This is a genomic window from Synechococcus sp. UW106 (assembly GCF_900474015.1).
Taxonomy (GTDB): Bacteria; Cyanobacteriota; Cyanobacteriia; order PCC-6307; family Cyanobiaceae; genus Parasynechococcus.
Genome location: NZ_UCNV01000011.1, coordinates 154,547 through 172,964, shown reverse-complemented (window position 1 = coordinate 172,964; position 18,418 = coordinate 154,547). Strand labels below are relative to the sequence as shown.

General features: G+C 61.6%; 19 protein-coding genes. 11 read left to right on the top strand and 8 right to left on the bottom strand.

All coding sequences use genetic code 11. From position 1 onward, the window contains the following. Positions 1–66 precede the first annotated feature (66 nt). The 4 genes from DXY30_RS12045 to DXY30_RS12030 are packed head-to-tail and all read left to right on the top strand — an operon-like array spanning position 67 to position 3,693. Positions 67–1,314, top strand: a complete 1,248-nt coding sequence (locus DXY30_RS12045) for a S1 RNA-binding domain-containing protein (protein ID WP_115023916.1) — start codon at positions 67–69, stop codon at positions 1,312–1,314. Then, a complete protein-coding gene (locus DXY30_RS12040; protein WP_115095146.1) occupies positions 1,311–2,195 on the top strand; it encodes a Tab2/Atab2 family RNA-binding protein in 885 nt (294 codons plus the stop codon). Before DXY30_RS12045 ends, DXY30_RS12040 begins: the two co-directional genes overlap by 4 nt. A gap of 11 nt (positions 2,196–2,206) precedes the next feature. Beyond that, positions 2,207–2,995, top strand: a complete 789-nt coding sequence (pgeF, locus tag DXY30_RS12035) for a peptidoglycan editing factor PgeF (RefSeq protein ID WP_115095145.1) — start codon at positions 2,207–2,209, stop codon at positions 2,993–2,995. Continuing rightward, positions 2,962–3,693 (top strand): hypothetical protein, encoded by a 732-nt coding sequence (locus DXY30_RS12030; protein ID WP_371638807.1) that lies wholly within the window; start codon positions 2,962–2,964, stop codon positions 3,691–3,693. The genes pgeF and DXY30_RS12030 overlap by 34 nt, the downstream gene beginning before the upstream one ends. 142 nt (positions 3,694–3,835) lie before the next feature. On the opposite strand, the gene DXY30_RS12025 is transcribed toward DXY30_RS12030, so the two are convergent. Genes DXY30_RS12025 through hemH form a run of 6 tightly spaced genes read right to left on the bottom strand, consistent with a single transcriptional unit; the run spans position 3,836 to position 10,327 of the window. Then, a complete protein-coding gene (locus DXY30_RS12025; protein ID WP_115095144.1) occupies positions 3,836–5,503 on the bottom strand; it encodes an NAD(P)/FAD-dependent oxidoreductase in 1,668 nt (555 codons plus the stop codon). A gap of 22 nt (positions 5,504–5,525) precedes the next feature. Beyond that, entirely contained in the window at positions 5,526–6,713 is a 1,188-nt protein-coding gene (locus DXY30_RS12020; protein ID WP_244281395.1) for an amino acid ABC transporter substrate-binding protein, read from the bottom strand. Positions 6,714–6,746: 33 nt separating this feature from the next. After that, positions 6,747–6,971: a GIVxVP protein gene (locus DXY30_RS12015; protein ID WP_115095142.1), complete on the bottom strand. Its 225-nt coding sequence runs from the start codon at positions 6,969–6,971 to the stop codon at positions 6,747–6,749. Next, positions 6,964–7,311 (bottom strand): nuclease, encoded by a 348-nt coding sequence (locus DXY30_RS12010; protein ID WP_115023931.1) that lies wholly within the window; start codon positions 7,309–7,311, stop codon positions 6,964–6,966. Before DXY30_RS12010 ends, DXY30_RS12015 begins: the two co-directional genes overlap by 8 nt. Next, positions 7,308–9,095 carry a biosynthetic-type acetolactate synthase large subunit gene (gene ilvB / locus DXY30_RS12005; RefSeq protein ID WP_115095141.1) on the bottom strand — a complete coding sequence of 596 codons (1,788 nt, stop codon included), beginning with the start codon at positions 9,093–9,095 and terminating at the stop codon, positions 7,308–7,310. The genes DXY30_RS12010 and ilvB overlap by 4 nt, the downstream gene beginning before the upstream one ends. A 56-nt stretch (positions 9,096–9,151) precedes the next feature. Further along, entirely contained in the window at positions 9,152–10,327 is a 1,176-nt protein-coding gene (gene hemH, locus DXY30_RS12000) for a ferrochelatase (protein WP_115095140.1), read from the bottom strand. A 72-nt stretch (positions 10,328–10,399) separates the two neighbouring features. Here hemH and DXY30_RS11995 point away from each other — a divergent pair, with 72 nt between their 5' ends. The 4 genes from DXY30_RS11995 to cobO all read left to right on the top strand — a co-directional run bounded on the left by DXY30_RS11995 (position 10,400) and on the right by cobO (position 14,154). Then, the gene (locus DXY30_RS11995) at positions 10,400–11,551 is read left to right on the top strand and encodes a site-specific integrase (RefSeq protein ID WP_115095139.1); all 1,152 of its coding nucleotides are present in this window, start codon (positions 10,400–10,402) and stop codon (positions 11,549–11,551) included. Next, positions 11,551–12,753 (top strand): serine hydrolase, encoded by a 1,203-nt coding sequence (locus tag DXY30_RS11990; protein WP_115095138.1) that lies wholly within the window; start codon positions 11,551–11,553, stop codon positions 12,751–12,753. Before DXY30_RS11995 ends, DXY30_RS11990 begins: the two co-directional genes overlap by 1 nt. Before the next feature lie 79 nt (positions 12,754–12,832). Next, entirely contained in the window at positions 12,833–13,465 is a 633-nt protein-coding gene (locus DXY30_RS11985; protein WP_115095212.1) for a class I SAM-dependent methyltransferase, read from the top strand. 23 nt (positions 13,466–13,488) lie between these two features. Next, positions 13,489–14,154: a cob(I)yrinic acid a,c-diamide adenosyltransferase gene (cobO, locus tag DXY30_RS11980; RefSeq protein WP_115095137.1), complete on the top strand. Its 666-nt coding sequence runs from the start codon at positions 13,489–13,491 to the stop codon at positions 14,152–14,154. 17 nt (positions 14,155–14,171) lie between these two features. Here the strand turns inward: cobO and DXY30_RS11975 are convergent, their stop codons facing one another. Then, positions 14,172–14,366, bottom strand: coding sequence for a hypothetical protein (locus DXY30_RS11975; protein ID WP_115095211.1), 195 nt, complete (start codon positions 14,364–14,366; stop codon positions 14,172–14,174). An 83-nt stretch (positions 14,367–14,449) separates the two neighbouring features. Between DXY30_RS11975 and pyrH the strand changes: the two genes are divergently transcribed. From pyrH to DXY30_RS11960, 3 genes are read left to right on the top strand one after another with little or no spacing between them, the layout of a single operon-like run. Beyond that, entirely contained in the window at positions 14,450–15,166 is a 717-nt protein-coding gene (gene pyrH, locus DXY30_RS11970) for a UMP kinase (protein ID WP_115095136.1), read from the top strand. A 36-nt stretch (positions 15,167–15,202) separates the two neighbouring features. Beyond that, positions 15,203–15,751 (top strand): ribosome recycling factor, encoded by a 549-nt coding sequence (gene frr, locus DXY30_RS11965; RefSeq protein ID WP_115095135.1) that lies wholly within the window; start codon positions 15,203–15,205, stop codon positions 15,749–15,751. After that, complete coding sequence (locus DXY30_RS11960; RefSeq protein ID WP_115095134.1) at positions 15,748–16,893, top strand: NAD(P)/FAD-dependent oxidoreductase; 1,146 nt, start codon at positions 15,748–15,750, stop codon at positions 16,891–16,893. Before frr ends, DXY30_RS11960 begins: the two co-directional genes overlap by 4 nt. Here DXY30_RS11960 and DXY30_RS11955 read toward each other — a convergent pair. Then, positions 16,890–18,368: a deoxyribodipyrimidine photo-lyase gene (locus tag DXY30_RS11955; RefSeq protein WP_115095133.1), complete on the bottom strand. Its 1,479-nt coding sequence runs from the start codon at positions 18,366–18,368 to the stop codon at positions 16,890–16,892. The genes DXY30_RS11960 and DXY30_RS11955 overlap by 4 nt on opposite strands. Positions 18,369–18,418: the final 50 nt, after the last annotated feature.

Sequence of the window (18,418 nt, the reverse complement as noted above, 5' to 3'; positions counted from 1 at the left end):
ACAGGCAGGAGGGTGCTGATCCCAGCCCAGCCTGTCAAAATGGTCGATCGATGACCCCGATGGTCCATGCCCGCAGCCGGCAGTCCGCAGCCCAACCGCCCCAAGGCACCAAAGCCGGCAGCGACCAAACCGCTGCAGGTAATGCAGATTAATCGCCGTGAAGAGCAGGAGCAGCTCGCACGGGAGGCAGCAGAAGCGCGCGCGGCAGCCGAGGCAGCGGCTGAAAAAGCACGAATCCTGGAGGAGCGGGCTGGTCTAGCCATGCCGCCAAAGCCGGCCCAACAAGACGGAAGAACGTCTCCCAGCACGGACGATGACGCCCGGTTCGACATGGGTGCCATGGAAGGCATGACCATGGCCGACTTGATGGGTGCGCCTGATCAGCAACCCAAGAAGGAGCAGCGCAATCAACCGCGCAGCGTTGATGATTTCGATTTCGATGAAGAAGCCTTCCTCGCCGCTCTGGACGAGAACGCTCCTGTGGGCACGACAGGGGAGGTGATCAAGGGCACGGTGATCGGTATCGAAAACGATGGCGTGTATGTCGATATCGGCGGTAAAGCCCCTGGCTACATGCCCAAGAGCGAGGCAGGCCTTGGCGTTGTGACCAACTTCCGGGAACGCTTCCCGAAAGGCCTGGAAGTCGAGGTTCTGGTGACCCGTGAGCAGAACGCTGATGGGATGGTCACGATCAGCTGCCGCGCCCTGGAGCTGCGCAAGAGCTGGGACCGGGTGAAGGAGATGGAGAAGCAGGGGAAAGTCGTTCAGGTCATTGTGAATGGCTTCAACCGCGGCGGTGTCACCTGCGATCTCGAAGGACTGCGCGGCTTTATCCCCCGCTCACAACTCCAAGACGGTGAAAACCATCAAGAGCTGGTGGGCAAGACCATGGGAGTGGCCTTCATCGAGGTCAATTCCGAGACACGCAAGCTGGTGCTATCCGAGAAACGTGCTGCCGTTGCTGAACGGTTCCAGGATTTGGAAGTGGGGCAACTGGTGGAAGGGCAGGTTGCAGCGGTCAAGCCCTATGGCCTGTTCATTGATCTCGGAGGCATCAGCGGTCTGTTGCATCAATCGGCGATCACCAATGGCAGCCTGCGCTCGATCCGTGAGGTCTTCGATCAGGGTGATCGGGTGTCGGCCCTGATCACAGAACTGGACCCGGGACGGGGACGCATCGGCCTCAACACAGCACTGCTGGAAGGCCCCCCCGGAGAGCTACTCATCGAAAAAGACAAAGTGATGGCTGAAGCAGCCGATCGCGCCAGCCGGGCACAAAGCGTTTTGAAGCAGCAGGAGCAATCCGCCGGATGAGCACTGCTGCCCTGACAGCCGCTGAGGACTGGGAACTTGATTTCTATTCCCGACCAATCCTGGAGGCCGATGGCCGAAAGCGCTGGGAACTTCTGATCACCTCCACCCCTGCTGTGAGCGGCGACGCACCACCGTTTCGCTTCGCCAAGGTTTGTCCCTCCGGTGAGGTGAATTCACTGTGGTTAAGCCAAGCCCTAGCGGAAGCCAAGGAGGCGTCCGCTAGTGGGGGCTGGGGATCCCCCGTGCGCCTGCGTTGCTGGCGCAGTTCGATGCGAACGATGGTGCAACGGGCCGCCACCGAACAAGATCTGGAAGTGATTCCAAGTCGCCGCACCTTCGCCCTGCTCGATTGGCTCCAGCAGCGCGAAAGGGAGGTGTACCCACAGGATGAGGGGTTCATGGCAGGACCACTCGCACCCCCACCGGCCCCTGTTACGACACCACCGGTGCCCCTGCCGGAAGAGGTTCAAGGGGATGCCTGGAGCTGGGCAGCCTTGCCGGCGAGCCTGCTGCTGGAGGCATCGGAATGGCCGATGAGTTTCAGCGGGCTTCTGCCGGTGCCCGATGGCATCGATCCCGATGCTTCCGTCCCGGGTTTACGCCTGTTCAGCCAAAGCCGCTCCCTCGCCATGGCGGGTTGGTTGGGGGGTCTCGAACCGGTGCGCATGGTCGTTGAAGACCGGCAGCTGGTGCTGGAAGCCGGTCAGGACGACCGCTGGCTGGTGAGTGACCTCGAATCGGGTGTTGCCACTGAAATCGCCGAAGCCCTGATGACCTCGCAACAGCAGGTGCGCGGCCTGCAATTCATCGCCATCCAGGCCAGCCCCGAGGAGCAAACCTTTGGCGGCTTCTGGATGCTGCGGGACATCCCGATGGCCTGATCGCAAGGCTGATGCACGACGGGCCTTTTGATCGACCAGACAGCAGCTTCAACACGTTGAAGAACTGGACCTGGATCGGTTGTTACGGGGGCTACTACCTCCAGAGCGATCTGCTGCACGAGCACGGCTTTGAGCACGGCTTCTTCACCCGGCTCTGGCAGGGCCGCGGGCCCGACCAACTGGCGGGCTACATCAGCGCGGGCATCAGCGTCCATCGTCCCCAGCAGGTCCATAGCGGAATCGTTCTGAAGGCCAGCGAAGCTCGTCAGGATCCCTGGCCCGAGGCCGACGGCCTGGTGAGTAATCGCGGAGGCCAGAGCCTCTGGGTGTGCGGTGCGGACTGCACTCCAGTTCTGATCGCCGATCCCGGCACCGGGCATGCCGCTGCCTGTCATGCCGGCTGGCGTGGGGTGGCCGCTGGAATCCTGATGACGGCCCTCGATCAGCTGTTGGAGCTGGGAGCCCGTCGAGAGGATCTGGTCATTGCCCTGGGCCCTGCTGTGAGCGGCAAGCGCTATCAGGTGGGAGAAGACGTGGTGGAGGCCATCACTGCCGCGATTCCAGGGGATGCTGATCTCCATGAGAGCGAAGCCCTCCTGCCGGATGAGCAGCCTGGAAGGCATCGCCTGGACATCCGCGCCGCTGCCAGGGTGCAACTCCAGAGCGCAGGAATCGCCGGCGAACGGATCGCCCACTGCCCGCTCTGCACCGTCAGTGAACCCGAGCTGTTCCATTCCTGGCGACGGGATCAGGTGAAAGCCGTGCAATGGAGCGGAATCGTGGCGCAAGCCCCAACCTGAGCCACGCCAGTCACGGCTATGGGGCTAAGGCTGACGAATTTCCAACTACGAGCCAATTTGAAGAAAGCATTTCAGCTTTCACGATGTTCCAATCGATCCTTCGCCTCGGTCTGGCGAGTGCAGTCTCCCTCGCCCCCCTGATCGCTTGTGCCGGTGCCGCTGATGCCAAGCCGTCGGTGATGTCGGAAACCATCAGCGTGGGTGAAGTAAAAGCTGCACAAGACACATGGTGTGGCGCTCTCGTTGCCATCAGCACAGCACACGCTGAAGGGGGTCTCGCTAAATCCAAGCCGCTGTCTAGCGACATCATTGACGCGGCCTATGCGTATCAATTTGGACCAGTCGCTTTTAAACCCACTTGGGCTTATGGAGACACGACCTTCCGTACAACCAAAGACGGTGCACTGTCGTATTTTATTGGTGACGATCCCAATTACACTGACCCTGGATTTGGGATTGGATCTCCCGGTGATGGGAATTACCCTAACTTGAGCAATAGGAGCCCTTGGGTCAAGTGCACACCAGAGATTTATGCCATCCAAGTATTTGGTAACACAGCCAATGCGATGGGCTGGGTGCATTTTGAAGCTGCAGACGGAACAACTTCTAAAGTCGACAAAACCTTTTCGTACGTTCGAGACGATGAAGGAAACCTACGCATAACAGTTCACCACTCATCAACACCCTATTCCTGGTAGATTTAAAATTTTTATTTGGCAAATCAAGAAACAAATTTCTACCCGTTGGCAACAACGGGTTTTTCTATATCAGCAAGTTAAACTCAGTAACTTCCTCGAATGAATGCAGAAGCTGAGAGTTCTGAACGAAACTTCGCACGCCTTAGCAGCTCTCAGCTTTGTCGATCAACAGCTGTAGAGCCACCGCTTCAGCGGCCCGAATGCCATCGATTCCGGCCGACAGGATGCCACCGGCGTACCCCGCCCCTTCACCCGCCGGCACCAGTCCTCTCACATTGAGCGATTCCAGCGCGTCATCCCTGGGTATGCGAACGGGAGATGACGTACGGGTTTCGACGCCCGTGAGTACGGCATCGGGGTGGTCGTAGCCCTTCAGCTTGCGGGCAAAGGCTGGCAGCGCCTCCCGCAAGGCCTCAACGATGGGAACCGGCAGCAGATCGTTCAGGTCGGCCGGGTGCACACCCGGTTGATAGGACGCTGGGATAGCACCAAGACGGGTTGACGGACGCTCAGCGAGAAAATCCTCCAGCCGCTGCGCCGGCGCGGCATAGCTTCTGCCCCCCAATCGAAAGGCTCGCTCTTCGAGCTCACGTTGAAGGGCAATCCCCGCCAACGGATCCCCGGGAAAACGTTCAAACGGTGCAAGGTCGTCTGCCTCCAAGGCCACGACCAAACCACTGTTGGCGTTGCGTTCGTTGCGGGAATGCTGGCTCATGCCGTTGGTCACGACCCTGCCCTCTTCCGAGGTCGCACCCACGACAAATCCACCGGGACACATGCAGAAGCTGTAAACGCAGCGTCCGTTCTCTGCATGGTGGACCAACTTGTACTCGGCGGCCCCGAGGCGAGGATGGCCGGCCGCCTCCCCCCATCGGGCTGCATCGATCAAGTGCTGCGGATGCTCAATCCGCACGCCGACCGAAAACGGTTTGCGCTGCAGTTGCACGCCGATCTCTTCCAGCATTTCGAAGCAGTCCCGCGCCGAATGACCGGGAGCCAGCACCAGATGGCGGCAGGGGATCTCCATGCCATCCGCCAGCACCAATCCCTCAAGTTGATGCGGCTTGTCAGCGACGCTGGAACTGAGCAGGAGACGTGTCACGCGACTGTCGAACCGCACCTCGCCTCCCAGAGCTTCAATGCGAGCCCGAAGGCCGCGCACCACGGTGGCGAGTTTGAACGTACCGATATGGGGCCGATGCAGCGTCAAGATCTCCTCGCTGGCACCACAGGCCACCAGCTCCTCCAGCACCTTGCGGCCGTAGTGCTCAGGATCGCTCACCTGGCTGTAGAGCTTGCCGTCCGAGAAGGTGCCAGCGCCTCCCTCACCGAATTGGGCGTTGGATTCCGGGTTGAAGGGGCTGGTTCCCCGCCAGAAGCCGAAGGTCTGCAGGGTGCGCTGCTTCACCGACTGCCCCCGTTCCAGCAACAGCGGCCGGAAACCCATCTGTGCCAAGAGCAGGGCAGCGAAATAGCCGCAGGGGCCTGCTCCCACCACCACCGGCCGATCGACCGGATCCAACGGGAAGCCATCAGGGGCATTACCGACAGACCGATAGCGGGTATCCGGCGCAAGACGAACCCGTCCTTTGTTGCCAATGCGCCGCAACAAGGCAGCTTCACCCTTCACCTGCACATCCACGCTGTAGATCAACTGAATCCGATCGCGGCGACGCGCATCGACACTGCGCTTCACCAGGGTCTGGCCGAGGAGTTGATCCGGCGGAATCCGCAGGCGCTTAAGCACCGCCTCGCGCAGGGCCTCCTCCCCGTGATCCAGGGGCAGCTTCAACTCACTCAGTCGCAGCATCTCGAGGTCGTATCCCCAGACCTCATTCGATCAGACCGGCAATGGCCTGACCTGACGGTGCCTGGCCAGCACGAAAGCGGGAATCACTGGCAACCGCCTGAAGACGCAGGCGCTCACCGCGGCGCCGCTGATCGAAGGCCTCGCAAATCGGGACTGGCTCCTGATCGGGATCGAGCCAACCCATGGCATCGTTGCTTCCATCATCGGAGAGCTGCAGCGGTGCTGCATCCGCCAAAGCCAACAGCCTCGCCGTATCGAAGCCGGCACCGGCGAGCAGCGAAGGAGCTGTGCCGGTGTGCTGCTGGAAGTTCTCTTGGAAGCCAGACCAGGCATCCCCACGAGCTGGGTGCCGCAGGCCAAGCTGTTTCCAAGGGACCTCGGGAGCATCCTGCAGGCCTTCAGCCTCAGTGAGCCAAATCCAGTTCGGCGTTCGCGGTGCCCCACCGCCGAAGCGGCCCTGCTGCTGCTCAGCCCGCAGCTGTTGCGAGAGAGGGCCATCGGGGGCATCAGCAACCACAACAGTTGGCACCCAAGACCAGGCCATGTCGTCCTTGAACCGTTGCAGACGCCGGTCGTTGCTGGGATCGACCCGCTGAACCGGCTCGGCTTCGTAGCTCTCAACAATGCCGCCAGCGGCCTGGAACAGTTCGACAAAACCCTTGGAGCTTGTGGACTCCAGGGCTGAAGGGGCCTCCACCACCATGGCCCGTCCCCAGCCGGCCTCCATGGCCGCCGCCACCATCGCTTTCAGATCCTCCTGTTGGGAGGGAACCAGCGGCCAGAGCCGTTCACGGCCTTCGAGGCCACGCAAGGTGTCCAGAGACTGCCCCCGCTGAAAGGGCAACAGCACGGTGAGATCCCGCTCAACCGCCAAAGCAGCAAAGGTCCGCAAATCCGCAGACGGGGGGGCCACCAGCAACTTGAGTTCGCTGGAAGGCATCAACTGCGCCTCAGGCGCCTCGCCGGAGTTCAGCCCATGCCAGGCCACCGGGGGGAAAGACTCACCACAGGCCTCCACCGAAGACTGGCCGAGACGAAAGCCCTGCAAGAAGTCCTGCCGCAATGCAGCATCGCGATGGCCCATCGGAAGCAGCACCGCCAGCCGTGGGCGATTGAGGCCACTGGCGACCATGGATTGGCATCCGATCAGCGTCGCCGCAACTACAGACCACGACAGCCAAGGCCAGCATCGCCACTCAGGCTTCGACATGGAATCGGAGGGAAGCAACCCGATTCCCGCAAGTTAGGGAGAGGGATCGGACTCGTCTGGTTTTGTCACAGAGGTCTCAGACCCTCCTCCCAACTGGGACAACCAACCGGCCAAGAGCAAGCCAACACCGAGTCCGATGGCCAGGGGCCGATTTTCAGCGGCGGCTCCCTGACCCCACACGGCCGTTGCAAGAAAAGCACCGCCCAACAGCAGGCAAGGCACCAGCACAATGCCTCGGGCGACTCTGTTATCAGCCATCGACCCCACAGCTGTTGACAGCCAAACCGGCGGCAATCAAGCCACTGCTGAGGTCACGCTCAGCACCGATTGGCGTCACCCGAGCCATGAGCTGACCCTCGCTGGAACCGACCGGCCGGAGATTGACCCTGCGCCGGCGCGGCAGTTCTTTCCGCAACCATGCGGTCGCTTCGGCTTCGTGGCTTAGATCAACGGATGTGCAGGCCAGAGAAACGGTGTAGGTGCGGTTGTGATCGCCGACCTGAAGCAGGGAGCTGCTGCGCACCTGAAGCACCTCAGCGGCCTGAACCGGAACTGCCCAAAGCAGCAGCAGCAATCCGGTTAAGACAAGTCGAATCAAGGGGTCGTGGCATTGAGAACCGGCATAGGGGCCGGGAGGCCCACCATTTCAGCATTGCTTTTGCCAGGGGGAACCATCGGATAACAGTTCTCACCGCGGCGCACGTGGATATCAATCAGCATCGGGCCGGGGGCCTTCAAAGCAGCCTCCAGGTCAACGCGCAACGTCTCCCGCTCGCGGATGTGCACGCCGTCCACACCGAAGGCGCGGGCGAGGGCAACGAAGTCCGGCATGCCATTGAGCATGTCGGAAGCTGAATAGCGCTCGTCGTAGAAACTCTCCTGCCACTGGCGCACCATGCCCTGCCAATGGTTGTTGACGATCACCACCTTCACCGGGAGGCTGTAGGCCGCCAGTGTTCCCAGCTCCTGAATGTTCATCAGGATGCTGGCGTCACCGGCAATGCACACCACTTGACGATCGGGGCAAGCCACCTGGGCGCCCATCGCGGCCGGCATGCCGAAACCCATGGTGCCGAGACCGGCACTGCTGATCCAGCCGCGGGGACCATTGCGTAGGTACTGGGCGGCCCACATCTGGTGCTGCCCCACATCGGTAGTAACGATGGCATTCGGCGCTAGATCCCGAACGGCAAGCAGAACCTCCTGGGGGAACAGGGCTCCCTCAGCGGGAGGAACGGTGAGGGGATAGGTCTGTTTCCACTCGGCAATGCGCGCAAGCCAGGGAGCGGTGCGTGGTTGCACCTGCTGTTGCAGGCTCAGCTCCACCAACCGCGCCACGCTCAGGCCCAGATCACCCAGCACCGCAACCTCAGGACGACGGGTCTTGCCGATCTCAGCCGGATCAATCTCAAAGTGGATCACCCGGGCCCGAGGGGCAAAGGTATCGAGCTTGCCGGTGACCCGATCATCAAAGCGGGCGCCGACGGCAATCAGCAGATCGCATTCGGTGACGGCGAAGTTGGCGTAGGCCGTACCGTGCATCCCGAGCATCCCTACGGATAAGGGGTCGTTCTCATCGAAGACACCCTTGCCCATCAAGGTGCTTGTTACGGGGATCTGGAAGCGCTCGGCGATAACGCGAAGGCTGTCGTGAGCACCAGCAGAGATCGCACCACCCCCCACGTACAGCAGGGGGCGCTCCGCCTCCATGATCAGCTCAAGAGCTGACAGGATCGGCTCATCCCGCGGTGGCTGCGGCTTGCGAAAGCCCTGGGGAACAATCGACCCAGGCTCAACGGGCACATAGTCGAACATCTCCTGACCGACATCCTTCGGGACGTCGATCAGGACCGGACCCGGACGACCACTCGCTGCGATCAGAAAAGCCTGGGCAACGATGGACGCAAGATCCGCTGGATCCCGCACCACCCAGGAATGCTTCACGATCGGCAGGGTGATGCCAAAGATGTCGGTCTCCTGGAAGGCATCGGTGCCGATCGCTGGACGGGGCACCTGACCGGTGATCACCACCATGGGCACCGAGTCCATCTGGGCGGTGGCGATGCCGGTCACCAGGTTGGTTGCACCGGGACCGGATGTGCCAAAGCAAACGCCCACCTTGCCGGTGGCACGGGCATAGGCATCGGCCGCATGGGTTCCAGCCTGCTCATGTCGCACCAGGATGTGCTTGACCCACCCCTCGCTCTCGGCGATATGGAGGGCGTCATAGATGGGAAGAATCGCCCCGCCGGGGTAGCCGAAGATCGTGTCGACGCCGTGACGTCGCAGCGCATCCATAAGGGCTGTGGCCCCTGACATTCTCTGCCCACCGTTACCTGCCTGCTGCCCGGTGACGGCCGAAGACGCGGAGGTGAGAGTCACAGGGGCGACAGGTCAATGACCCTCAAGGTTAAGGGCCGGAAGCGCCCCTGGCTCAATCAGAGCAATCCGAGGGCATGAAGCGGCCCTTGACCACTGATCAACTCGAGCAGAAAAGCCGAAAAACCAACCATGGCCAAACGGCCGTTCCAGACTTCCGAACTGTTGTTCCAGCCCCATTCCCACTTCTCCTGGGGATACAGCTTCACCTTGGTGGGCAGTTCCGCCGCCGCATCGAGACTCACTTCAGGGCCCTGAAGGCTGCTGGCCACGAGATCAGCCAGCCCTTCAATGAAGGGAACATAAGTATCGAGAGCCCGCACGCGGCGGAAATTCACCACACCAGCTTCAGTGGCTAACTCCCGGTATTCGATGTCGATTTCCTCGAGCGTCTCGATGTGTTCGCTGACGAAGCTGATCGGCACCACCACGAGATCATTGGTCTTGGCTTTGCCTAATTCTTCGAGCGCCTCCTCCGTGTAGGGCTTCAGCCATTCCACCGGGCCCACACGGCTTTGATAGGCCAGGGTAAAGGGGTTGTCGTGGCCCATCTGAACGGCCAGTTCCTTCATGATCAAACCCGTGCAAGCTTCAATCTCTTTTTGATAGGGGTCGCCAGCCTCTTCGACGTAGCTCTTCGGCACACCGTGGGCGCTGAAGAACACATGAGCTTTGCCGGGATCATCGCTATTGCGTACTTCTTCAGCGATCAGCTCGGCCATGGCTTTCACATAGCCCGGGTGATCGAACCAACTGCGGATGCAGCGAATCGGCAGCTTCTCAAAGGAGGGATCCGCCTGACGCAGCCGCTGCAGCTCACGGAAACTGGAGCCACTCGTGCTAATCGAGAAGTGGGGATAGAGGGGGAGCACCACCACCTCATCCATGCCGTCGGCCTTGATGTCCGCTACGGCGGATTCCGTGAACGGATGCCAGTAGCGCATGGCCACATAGCTGGTGGCATCAATGCCGCGCTGCCGCAACATGCTCTGAAGTTCTCGGGCCTGCTGCTCGGTGATCCGCCGAAGCGGTGAACCACCACCGATGGAGCGATAGGCCTCCTGCGACTTGCCACTACGCAGGGTGCTGATCAACCAGGCCAGTGGCTTCTGCAGCGCCGGGCTGGGCAGCCGAATGATCTCCGGATCGGCGAACAGGTTGTAGAGAAAAGGCCCAACATCTTGGATACGCTCCGGGCCACCCAAGTTCAACAGGACGACACCGACGCGAGACATACCGAGCAGAACGGTTTTCGGGGGTTGAGCGTAGCGGCCATCGACGCGATCCTTGAAATCGACGACACATTTATGGAGCTCAAAAGTGCGCTGGAGACCGCCAATGCGCAGCTGGCGGAACGGGGGACACGACTGCGCATCGAACAGCGGGGTCGACGTCTGAACCTGCGCGGGGCTCTGCCTCTACGCGGGGATCCGAGCCGGAGCCGCTTGCAACGGATCAGTCTGGGGCTGACGGCAGATCCAGCCGGGCTGAATCAAGCCCTCAGCACTGCAGCCCTAGTGCAATTGCAATTGGAGCAGCGCAGTTTTGATTGGACGCTCTGGTCGGCCCCAACGTCAACCAAAGCCAAGAGCCAATCCATCGGAATTCAGGACGCACTCGAGAGCTTCGAGACAGCATTTTTTACCGACCCGCGTCGACGCCGCTCCCCAGCGAGCAGCCGCACCACCTGGACCAGTGCTTACTTGCCCTACCTCAGGCGTCTGGCGCGTCAGTGCTGCGATCAGCCGCTGGAGCCAGCCCTGCTGATGCAGACGCTGACCAGTTACGACGACGGCAGCCGCAGCCGGCAGCAGTGCGCCACAGCCCTAGCGGCCCTGGCCCGGCATCTGGAGCTGCCCTTACCGGAGGACTGGCGCCAGGAGGCCGGCGGCTATGGCCTGCACCGGGCCCGCTTCCGCCAACTGCCCACCGACCCTCAGATCCTGGAGGCCGCAGCCCGCATTTCCAATCCCCAGTGGCGCCTGGCCTTTGCCTTGATGGCCACCTACGGCCTGCGCAACCACGAGGTGTTCTTCTGCGATTGCTCCTCCCTGGCCCCGGGCGGCGATCAGGTGTTGCGGGTGCTGCCGACCACCAAAACCGGTGAACACCAGAGTTGGCCATTCCACCCCGACTGGGTCGAACGCTTCGGCCTAGAGGAGCTAGCGGAGAACCCGGCCGCCCTGCCGGCGATCCAGACCGATCTTCGTCGCACCACCCTGCAGCAGGTGGGACGCCGTGTGAGTGAACAGTTCCGCCGCTATGACATGCCGATTACGCCCTACGACCTGCGCCATGCCTGGGCCGTGCGCACCATCCATGTCGGCCTACCTGACACCGTCGCCGCCAGGATGATGGGCCACTCGGTGGCGATCCACACCCGCACCTATCACCACTGGATCACCCGGCGTGACCAGCAGCAGGCAGTGGATGCAGCCCTCGCCCGTCAACCGGCCTGATGACGAAGCGATCGATCACATCAACAGCTCTTCTGATTGCAGGGCTGATCGCCGGACCGATCCCTGCCGGGATGAGCGCAGAAGCCACGGAAGCCGAAATCAACAAGGTTCTGCCCAGGGCAGAGCTTCAGACCTGGATGAAAGAAGCCAGGGTTCCCGGGGTAAGCATCAGCGTGATCAAGGATTTCAAAATCCATTGGTCCCGTGCCTTTGGCCTAGCGGATGCTGCGACGAATCGCCCGGTCACACCCGAAACGCGATTTCAGGCTGCATCGATCAGCAAACCGGTGATGGCTGTCGCAGCTGCGGTTCTTGCGGACAGGGGACAGCTGGATCTCGATGCTGACGTTGAGCAGAGTCTGCACTCATGGGAACTGCCTCGCCTCGTGAAGTCCGGCAGTCAACCGATCACCCCCAGGATGCTGCTCAGCCACACGTCCGGACTCGACGATGGCCTGGGTTTTCCGGGTTACGAACCGTCCGAGGCCCGACCTGATGCTCGCGCCATATTGACGGGGAGACCACCTGCCAAAACACCAGCCATCGTTGCCCGACAGGCACCGATGACCAAGTCCAGATACTCCGGTGGGGGGAGCGTCGTGATGCAGGTGCTTCTAATGGATGCCACGGGCAAGCCTTTCCCCGAGCTGATGCAGAGCCTGGTGCTGAAGCCGCTCGGCATGGGGAAAAGCATTTATCAACAGCCCCTAAGCACCAAGCTCAACGCCGATACAGCCCTGGCCCACGACAACAAGGGACGACGTTTCAACGTGCCCTGGAAGGTCTATCCGGCACTGGCGGCGGCGGGCCTGTGGAGCACACCGACGGATTTGGCCCAACTGGTGAGTTCACTACAAAAAACCAAAGCTGGCCAAGACATCAAGCCTTTCACCAAGGCCTCCGCAAGCGAGCTTTTAAGTCCTGTCGGCATCGGATCCTTTAGCGCTGGATTCAATGTCTTTCGACAGGGTGAAGGTTGGTATTTCGCCCACTTGGGAGCCAATCAGGGCTACAGGAGTTTCTTGATCGGTCACATGGCCAAGGGTTATGGACTCGTGGTCATGACCAACAGCGATGGTGGGTTCCCATTGATTGAAAGGATTTGCCGACGGATTCAGATTGCCTACGACTGGGATGTGCTGGAGACCAATGGTGAATTCCGCTTTGGCCCGCAACGAGGACTCGGCTGCCTCCCTACTTAGGGCCCCATCAAGACCAAGTCGTAGCCGACAGGATGGGAATGGTTGTTGAAAGAAACAACCTGCCCTGTTACTGGTGCTGATGACATCTTTTCTGCGCCCACTCGCCTACCGCTACCGCTGGATTTACGACACGGTCACGGCGGTGTCATCGCTAAGTGTGGGTGGGGTGTACCGACTGCGGGGCCTAGGGCTCGATGCGTTGCACCCCCATCTCAAGTCCGGAGCTGCAGTGCTGGATCTCTGCTGCGGCAGTGGCGAGGCAGCGGCCCCCTGGCTGGCGGCGGGGTATGCCGTAACGGGCCTGGATATCTCCCCCCGAGCACTGGATCTCGCCGCCCAACGGCACCCGGCCCTGCAGCGGGTGGAGGGGCTGGCCGAAGATCCGCCGCTTGCCGATGGCAGCTTCAGCGCGATCCAAATGAGCGTGGCCCTGCATGAATTTCCCCGCAGCGATCGGGAGCAGGTGCTGCGCAGTGCCCTGCGGTTGCTGGAACCCGGCGGCTGGTTGGTGGTGGTGGATCTGCATCCGGCTGGGCCCTGGCTGAAGCTCCCCCAACAACTCTTCTGCACCCTGTTTGAAACCGACACCGCTACCGCCATGCTGGAGGACGACCTCCCCGCCCAACTGGAGCAACTCGGGTTCGACCATGTCACCCAAGAACTGCTGGCAGGACGGGCCCTGCAGCGCATCACCGCCACTCGCCCTCGATAAGCCTCAATCAACACCCTCCTTCCATGAGCAACCACGACCTCGATCAATCCGCCGCGGAGCTGGGGATGGGGGGGAAACTCGCCCCCGAAGCGGACGACGCCGGCTATCGCAAACGGATGGAACGACGGCAGCAGGTGCAGAAACAGCGGGTCGAGGAGCGCAACAAGGAAAAGGGCTTGGTGCTGGTGTTCACCGGCCAGGGCAAGGGGAAAACAACCGCCGGGCTGGGGCTGGTGTTACGCACCCTGGGGCATGGGGATCGGGTGGCGGTTGTTCAGTTCATCAAGGGAGGATGGGAGCCCGGCGAAGCGCGGGCGCTGAAGGCCTTCGGCGAACAGGTGAGCTGGCATGCCCTCGGGGAGGGCTTCACCTGGGAGACCCAGGACCGGGAGCGGGATCAACAACTGGTGGAAGAGGCCTGGCAGACAGCCCTCGGCTATCTACGGGATGCCAGCGTGAAACTGGTGCTGCTCGATGAGCTCAATGTGGCCCTGAAGCTGGGCTACATCGATGCCGACACCGTGATTGCCGGCTTGAACGAGCGCCCGGACCTCACCCACGTGGCGGTGACCGGCCGTGGAGCACCAGCAGCACTGGTGGAGCGAGCCGATCTGGTGACTGAGATGACCCTGGTGCACCACCCCTTCCGCGAGCAGGGGGTGAAGGCCCAGGCGGGCATCGAGTTTTGAAGGGTTGTCAGCCCGCCTTAGGCCGCTTCAGCAGCCTCGAGATCGTCCTGAAGACGACGGGTGGCCGCGATGAGCACGGAGAGTCCACTCACCAACAAGGCGCGATGCACGACGGGTTCGCGCCAGCAGTCGGGATCTTGGCTAGCGCGTTCCAGGGCCGAGAGGGTGAGACGGGCCATCACACCGCTCTGGGTGGCATCGGTCTCTGGCATCAAGCAGCCGCGGTTCACCCATCCAAGCGGTGATCTGAGGCCTGTGCCAGTGCTTGCTACTGTCAGAAGGATCTGGACCGTTGATGACCTACACACGCGTCCTGCTGAAACTCAGCGGCGAAGCTCTGATGGGATCTCAGGGCTACGGAATTGACCCCGCCATTGTTCAGTCAATCGCCTCCGACGTTGCCAAGGTGGTTGCCAATGGCACTCAGCTAGCCATTGTCGTGGGCGGTGGAAACATTTTCCGCGGGCTGAAGGGTTCTGCAGCAGGCATGGAACGGGCCACAGCCGACTACGTCGGCATGCTGGCCACTGTGATGAATGCCATCACCCTCCAAGACGGCCTGGAGAGAGCCGGCGTGCCCACCAGGGTGCAGACCGCCATTGCCATGCAAGAAGTGGCGGAGCCCTACATCCGCCGTAAAGCCATCCGGCACCTGGAAAAAAACCGGGTGGTGGTGTTCGGCGCCGGTTGCGGCAATCCTTTCTTCACCACTGATACCACCGCCGCCCTCAGGGCTGCTGAGATCAACGCCGATGTGGTGTTCAAAGCCACCAAAGTGGATGGTGTCTACGACAAAGACCCTGCCAAGCATGCCGACGCCGTTAAACACGAGCACCTCAACTATCAGGATGTGCTCAGCGGAGAACTGGGCGTGATGGACAGCACAGCCATCGCCCTCTGCAAAGACAACAACATCCCGATTGTTGTTTTCAACCTGTTCGAACCTGGCAACATCGGCAGAGCCGTGGCCGGGGAACCGATCGGGTCCCGCATCGGCGCCCCCGCCTCATAACGCACCCAAGCACGCACGCCTCCACCCTCAGCAACCATGTCGACCCAGGACCTCGAAGCCAGCATGCGCAAGTCGTTGGAGGCCACCCAGCGCAACTTCAACACCATTCGCACCGGCCGGGCCAATTCCTCGCTTCTGGATCGAATCAGCGTGGAGTACTACGGCGCCGAAACACCGCTGAAATCGCTAGCCACCCTGTCGACCCCGGATTCACAGACGATCCAGATCCAACCCTTCGACATCAGCGCCCTCGCCTCGATCGAGAAAGCGATCGCCATGAGTGAGCTGGGCTTTACCCCCAACAACGACGGCAAGATCATCCGCATCAACGTGCCACCCCTGACAGAGGAACGCCGCAAGGAGTTCTGCAAGCTGGCATCCAAGTACGCCGAGGAGGGCAAAGTCGCCCTGCGCAACCTGCGCCGCGACGCGATCGACAAAATCAAGAAGCAAGAAAAGGAGGGCGACTTCTCCGAAGATCAGAGCCGGGATGAGCAAGACAGCGTTCAGAAAACGCTCGACAAGTTCATCGCAGAACTCGAGAAGCACCTGGCCAGCAAAGAAGCCGACATCCTCAAGGTTTGAGCAGCGGAGCGGAGCGGACCCGCGATGTGCTGATCGTCGGGTCCGGTGCAGCCGGTGGTGCCTCAGCGGCCCATCTAGCGGCAGCCGGTCACGACGTACTCGTGCTGGAACGCGATGCTGAGCCTCGGATCAAACCCTGCGGCGGTGGCATGGCTGCTTCGGTGCAGGAGTGGTTCCCGTTTTCCCTGGAACCCGCGGTGGAACAGGTGATCCGCCGGGTGGATTTCAGCTGGTGTCTGAAAGATCCGGTGGTGGCCGAGTTGCCGGGGGATGCGCCGTTCTGGATCGTGCGCCGGGAAACGCTGGATCAACTACTCGCGGATCAGGCGATGGAGGCGGGAGCCGAACGCCTTGCAGGCGTTGAGGTGAACGGCATCCGCCGCAACGGAGACGTGTGGGAGGTAACAGCAACCGATGGTCGCCATTGGCAGGGGAAGGCCGTGGTGATCGCCGATGGTTCCGGCTCGCCCTGGCCGCAGCGGCTCGGTCTTGGTGCCAGACAGCCCCAGATGGCTACCACCATGTCGGTGCGGCTGGAGGGCCAAGGGCAGCTGAGCAATGGCACCACCCGCTTTGAATTCGGCCTGGTGAAACAGGGTTTTGCCTGGGCGTTTCCGATTGCCGGTGGGGTGAACATCGGCGTGGGCAGCTTCATCGGCAAGCAGGACGCCGACCCCGAGCAGGTGTTGGCCCAACTGCTCCCGGATCTGGGCTTCCCCGCCGATGCCGGCATCCGCCAGCGCGGCCAACTGCGGGTGTGGAACGGCCATCACCGTCTGGACGGCAACGGCATTGTTGTGGTGGGCGATGCGGCATCCCTGTGCGATCCCTTTCTGGCCGAGGGGTTACGGCCTGCCCTGATGAGTGGCTGCGAAGCCGCTCGACATCTCAACCGATGGCTCAAAGGCGACAGTCAGGATCTGCGGGGCTACAGCCGCGCCATGCGGGAGCGCTGGGGAGAGTCGATGGCTTGGGGTCGGCGCATTGCCCAAGTGTTTTATCGCTTTCCCGGTGTGGGGTATCAGCTGGGGATCAAACGGCCCACCGCACCGCAACGGATTGCTCAAATACTCTCCGGTGAGATGGGCTATGGAGACATCGCCCAAAGGGTGATCAAACGGCTACTTCTGCAGCGCAACTAGAGACCGAGGCTGAGCTGCTGGCTGCCGTTGTCTGGCTGCTGTCGTTGGCGCCTACGGCGAGCCGTCGGGGGGTTCAACCCAGCTTTGCGGGAGCCATGCCTGCGCTGAATTGCGTCGGCATGACGATCGAAACCGGCCGATCGGCGAATCTCCCAGATCTGATCCTTTGCCTGCTGCATGGATGCGGTCACATCAACGATCGGTTCGGGCATACCGCCGCCGAGCATCCACGGCTCATGGATATGAATCGCGGGCACATCCTTGAGTTCAGGACACCACTGACGGATGAACACCCCCAGGGGGTCGTGGTCCATGCCCTGCTTGATCGGGTTGTAGATCCGAATCGTGTTGATCGAAGTGCTGCCCGACTGCATCTGGCACTGGCTCCAATGGATTCCCGGTTCGTAATCGACAAACTGGCGGGCGAGGTGCAGGCCACTATCCCGCCAGGGCAGCCAGAGGTTGTAGCTGGCGAATGACATCAACATCGCCCGCATGCGGAAGTTGATCCAGCCATGGGCCCGCAAGGCGCGCATGCAGGCATCAACAAAGGGGACACCGGTGCGGCCTTCACTCCAGGCCGACAAGTGCTCGGCATCCGCCTGGCGAATTCCCCGCATAAACGGGTGGAAATCACTGAATTCAATCGCCGGCTGATCCTCGAGCTTCTGAATGAAGTGGCAATGCCAGTGCAGCCGAGATTCAAAGCTGCTGACGCCGCGGCCACTGTGGTTGCGGCTGATCTGCAGCACCTCCCTCATCGATAGGCAACCCCAGGTGAGATAAGCCGAAAGCCGGGAACAGCCGGTGAATGCCGTGTTGGGGCTCGACATCGCCCGTTGATAGCGCGGGGCGCGGTGCTGCAGAAAATCCCGTAACTCCCCCAGGCCGATCGAACGCCCTCCGGTTTGCCGCTTCGGGCAAGCATCAGCCGGTAGCTCGCGGCAGGGCCGCTCCGGAATTTCACCGGGAGCGATGCCCTCCAGTGGTTGCAACGTGGCCGGAGCTGAAGTGATGGACTCCGCCATCAGGGCCTCCCAGCGCTTGGCCCAGCCATTGCGAGTGCTCATCCGTCGCGTCACACCGAACTGCGGGATTTCCGTCCAAGCGATGCCGTGCTGACGGGCCCAGGCCCCCACTTGTTTGTCGCGCTGATAGGTCCAGCCATTACCGGTTTCCTCATGGCTCCACAGCCCATCAATGCCGAACTGGCGCCGAGCCCGCTCCAGCACCTGCACCACATCGCCTGCCCGCACTACCAATGGCTGCCCCAGATCAGCCAGAGCCTCACGCAGCTCCAGAAGCGACTCCCGGCAAAAATGCCACTGCCGCTCAGAGGCGTCGGGCTGCTGCCATAGCTCTGGCTCAATCACATACAACGGCAGAACCGGACCACGCTCACAGGCCGCCGCCAAGGGCTTGTGATCAACGCTACGCAGATCACGCTTGAACCAGACGATCTGCAGCGCTGCCATTCACTGCAATTCAAGGAAACCGTTTCTAGTGGATCCGGCGCTTAATCCAA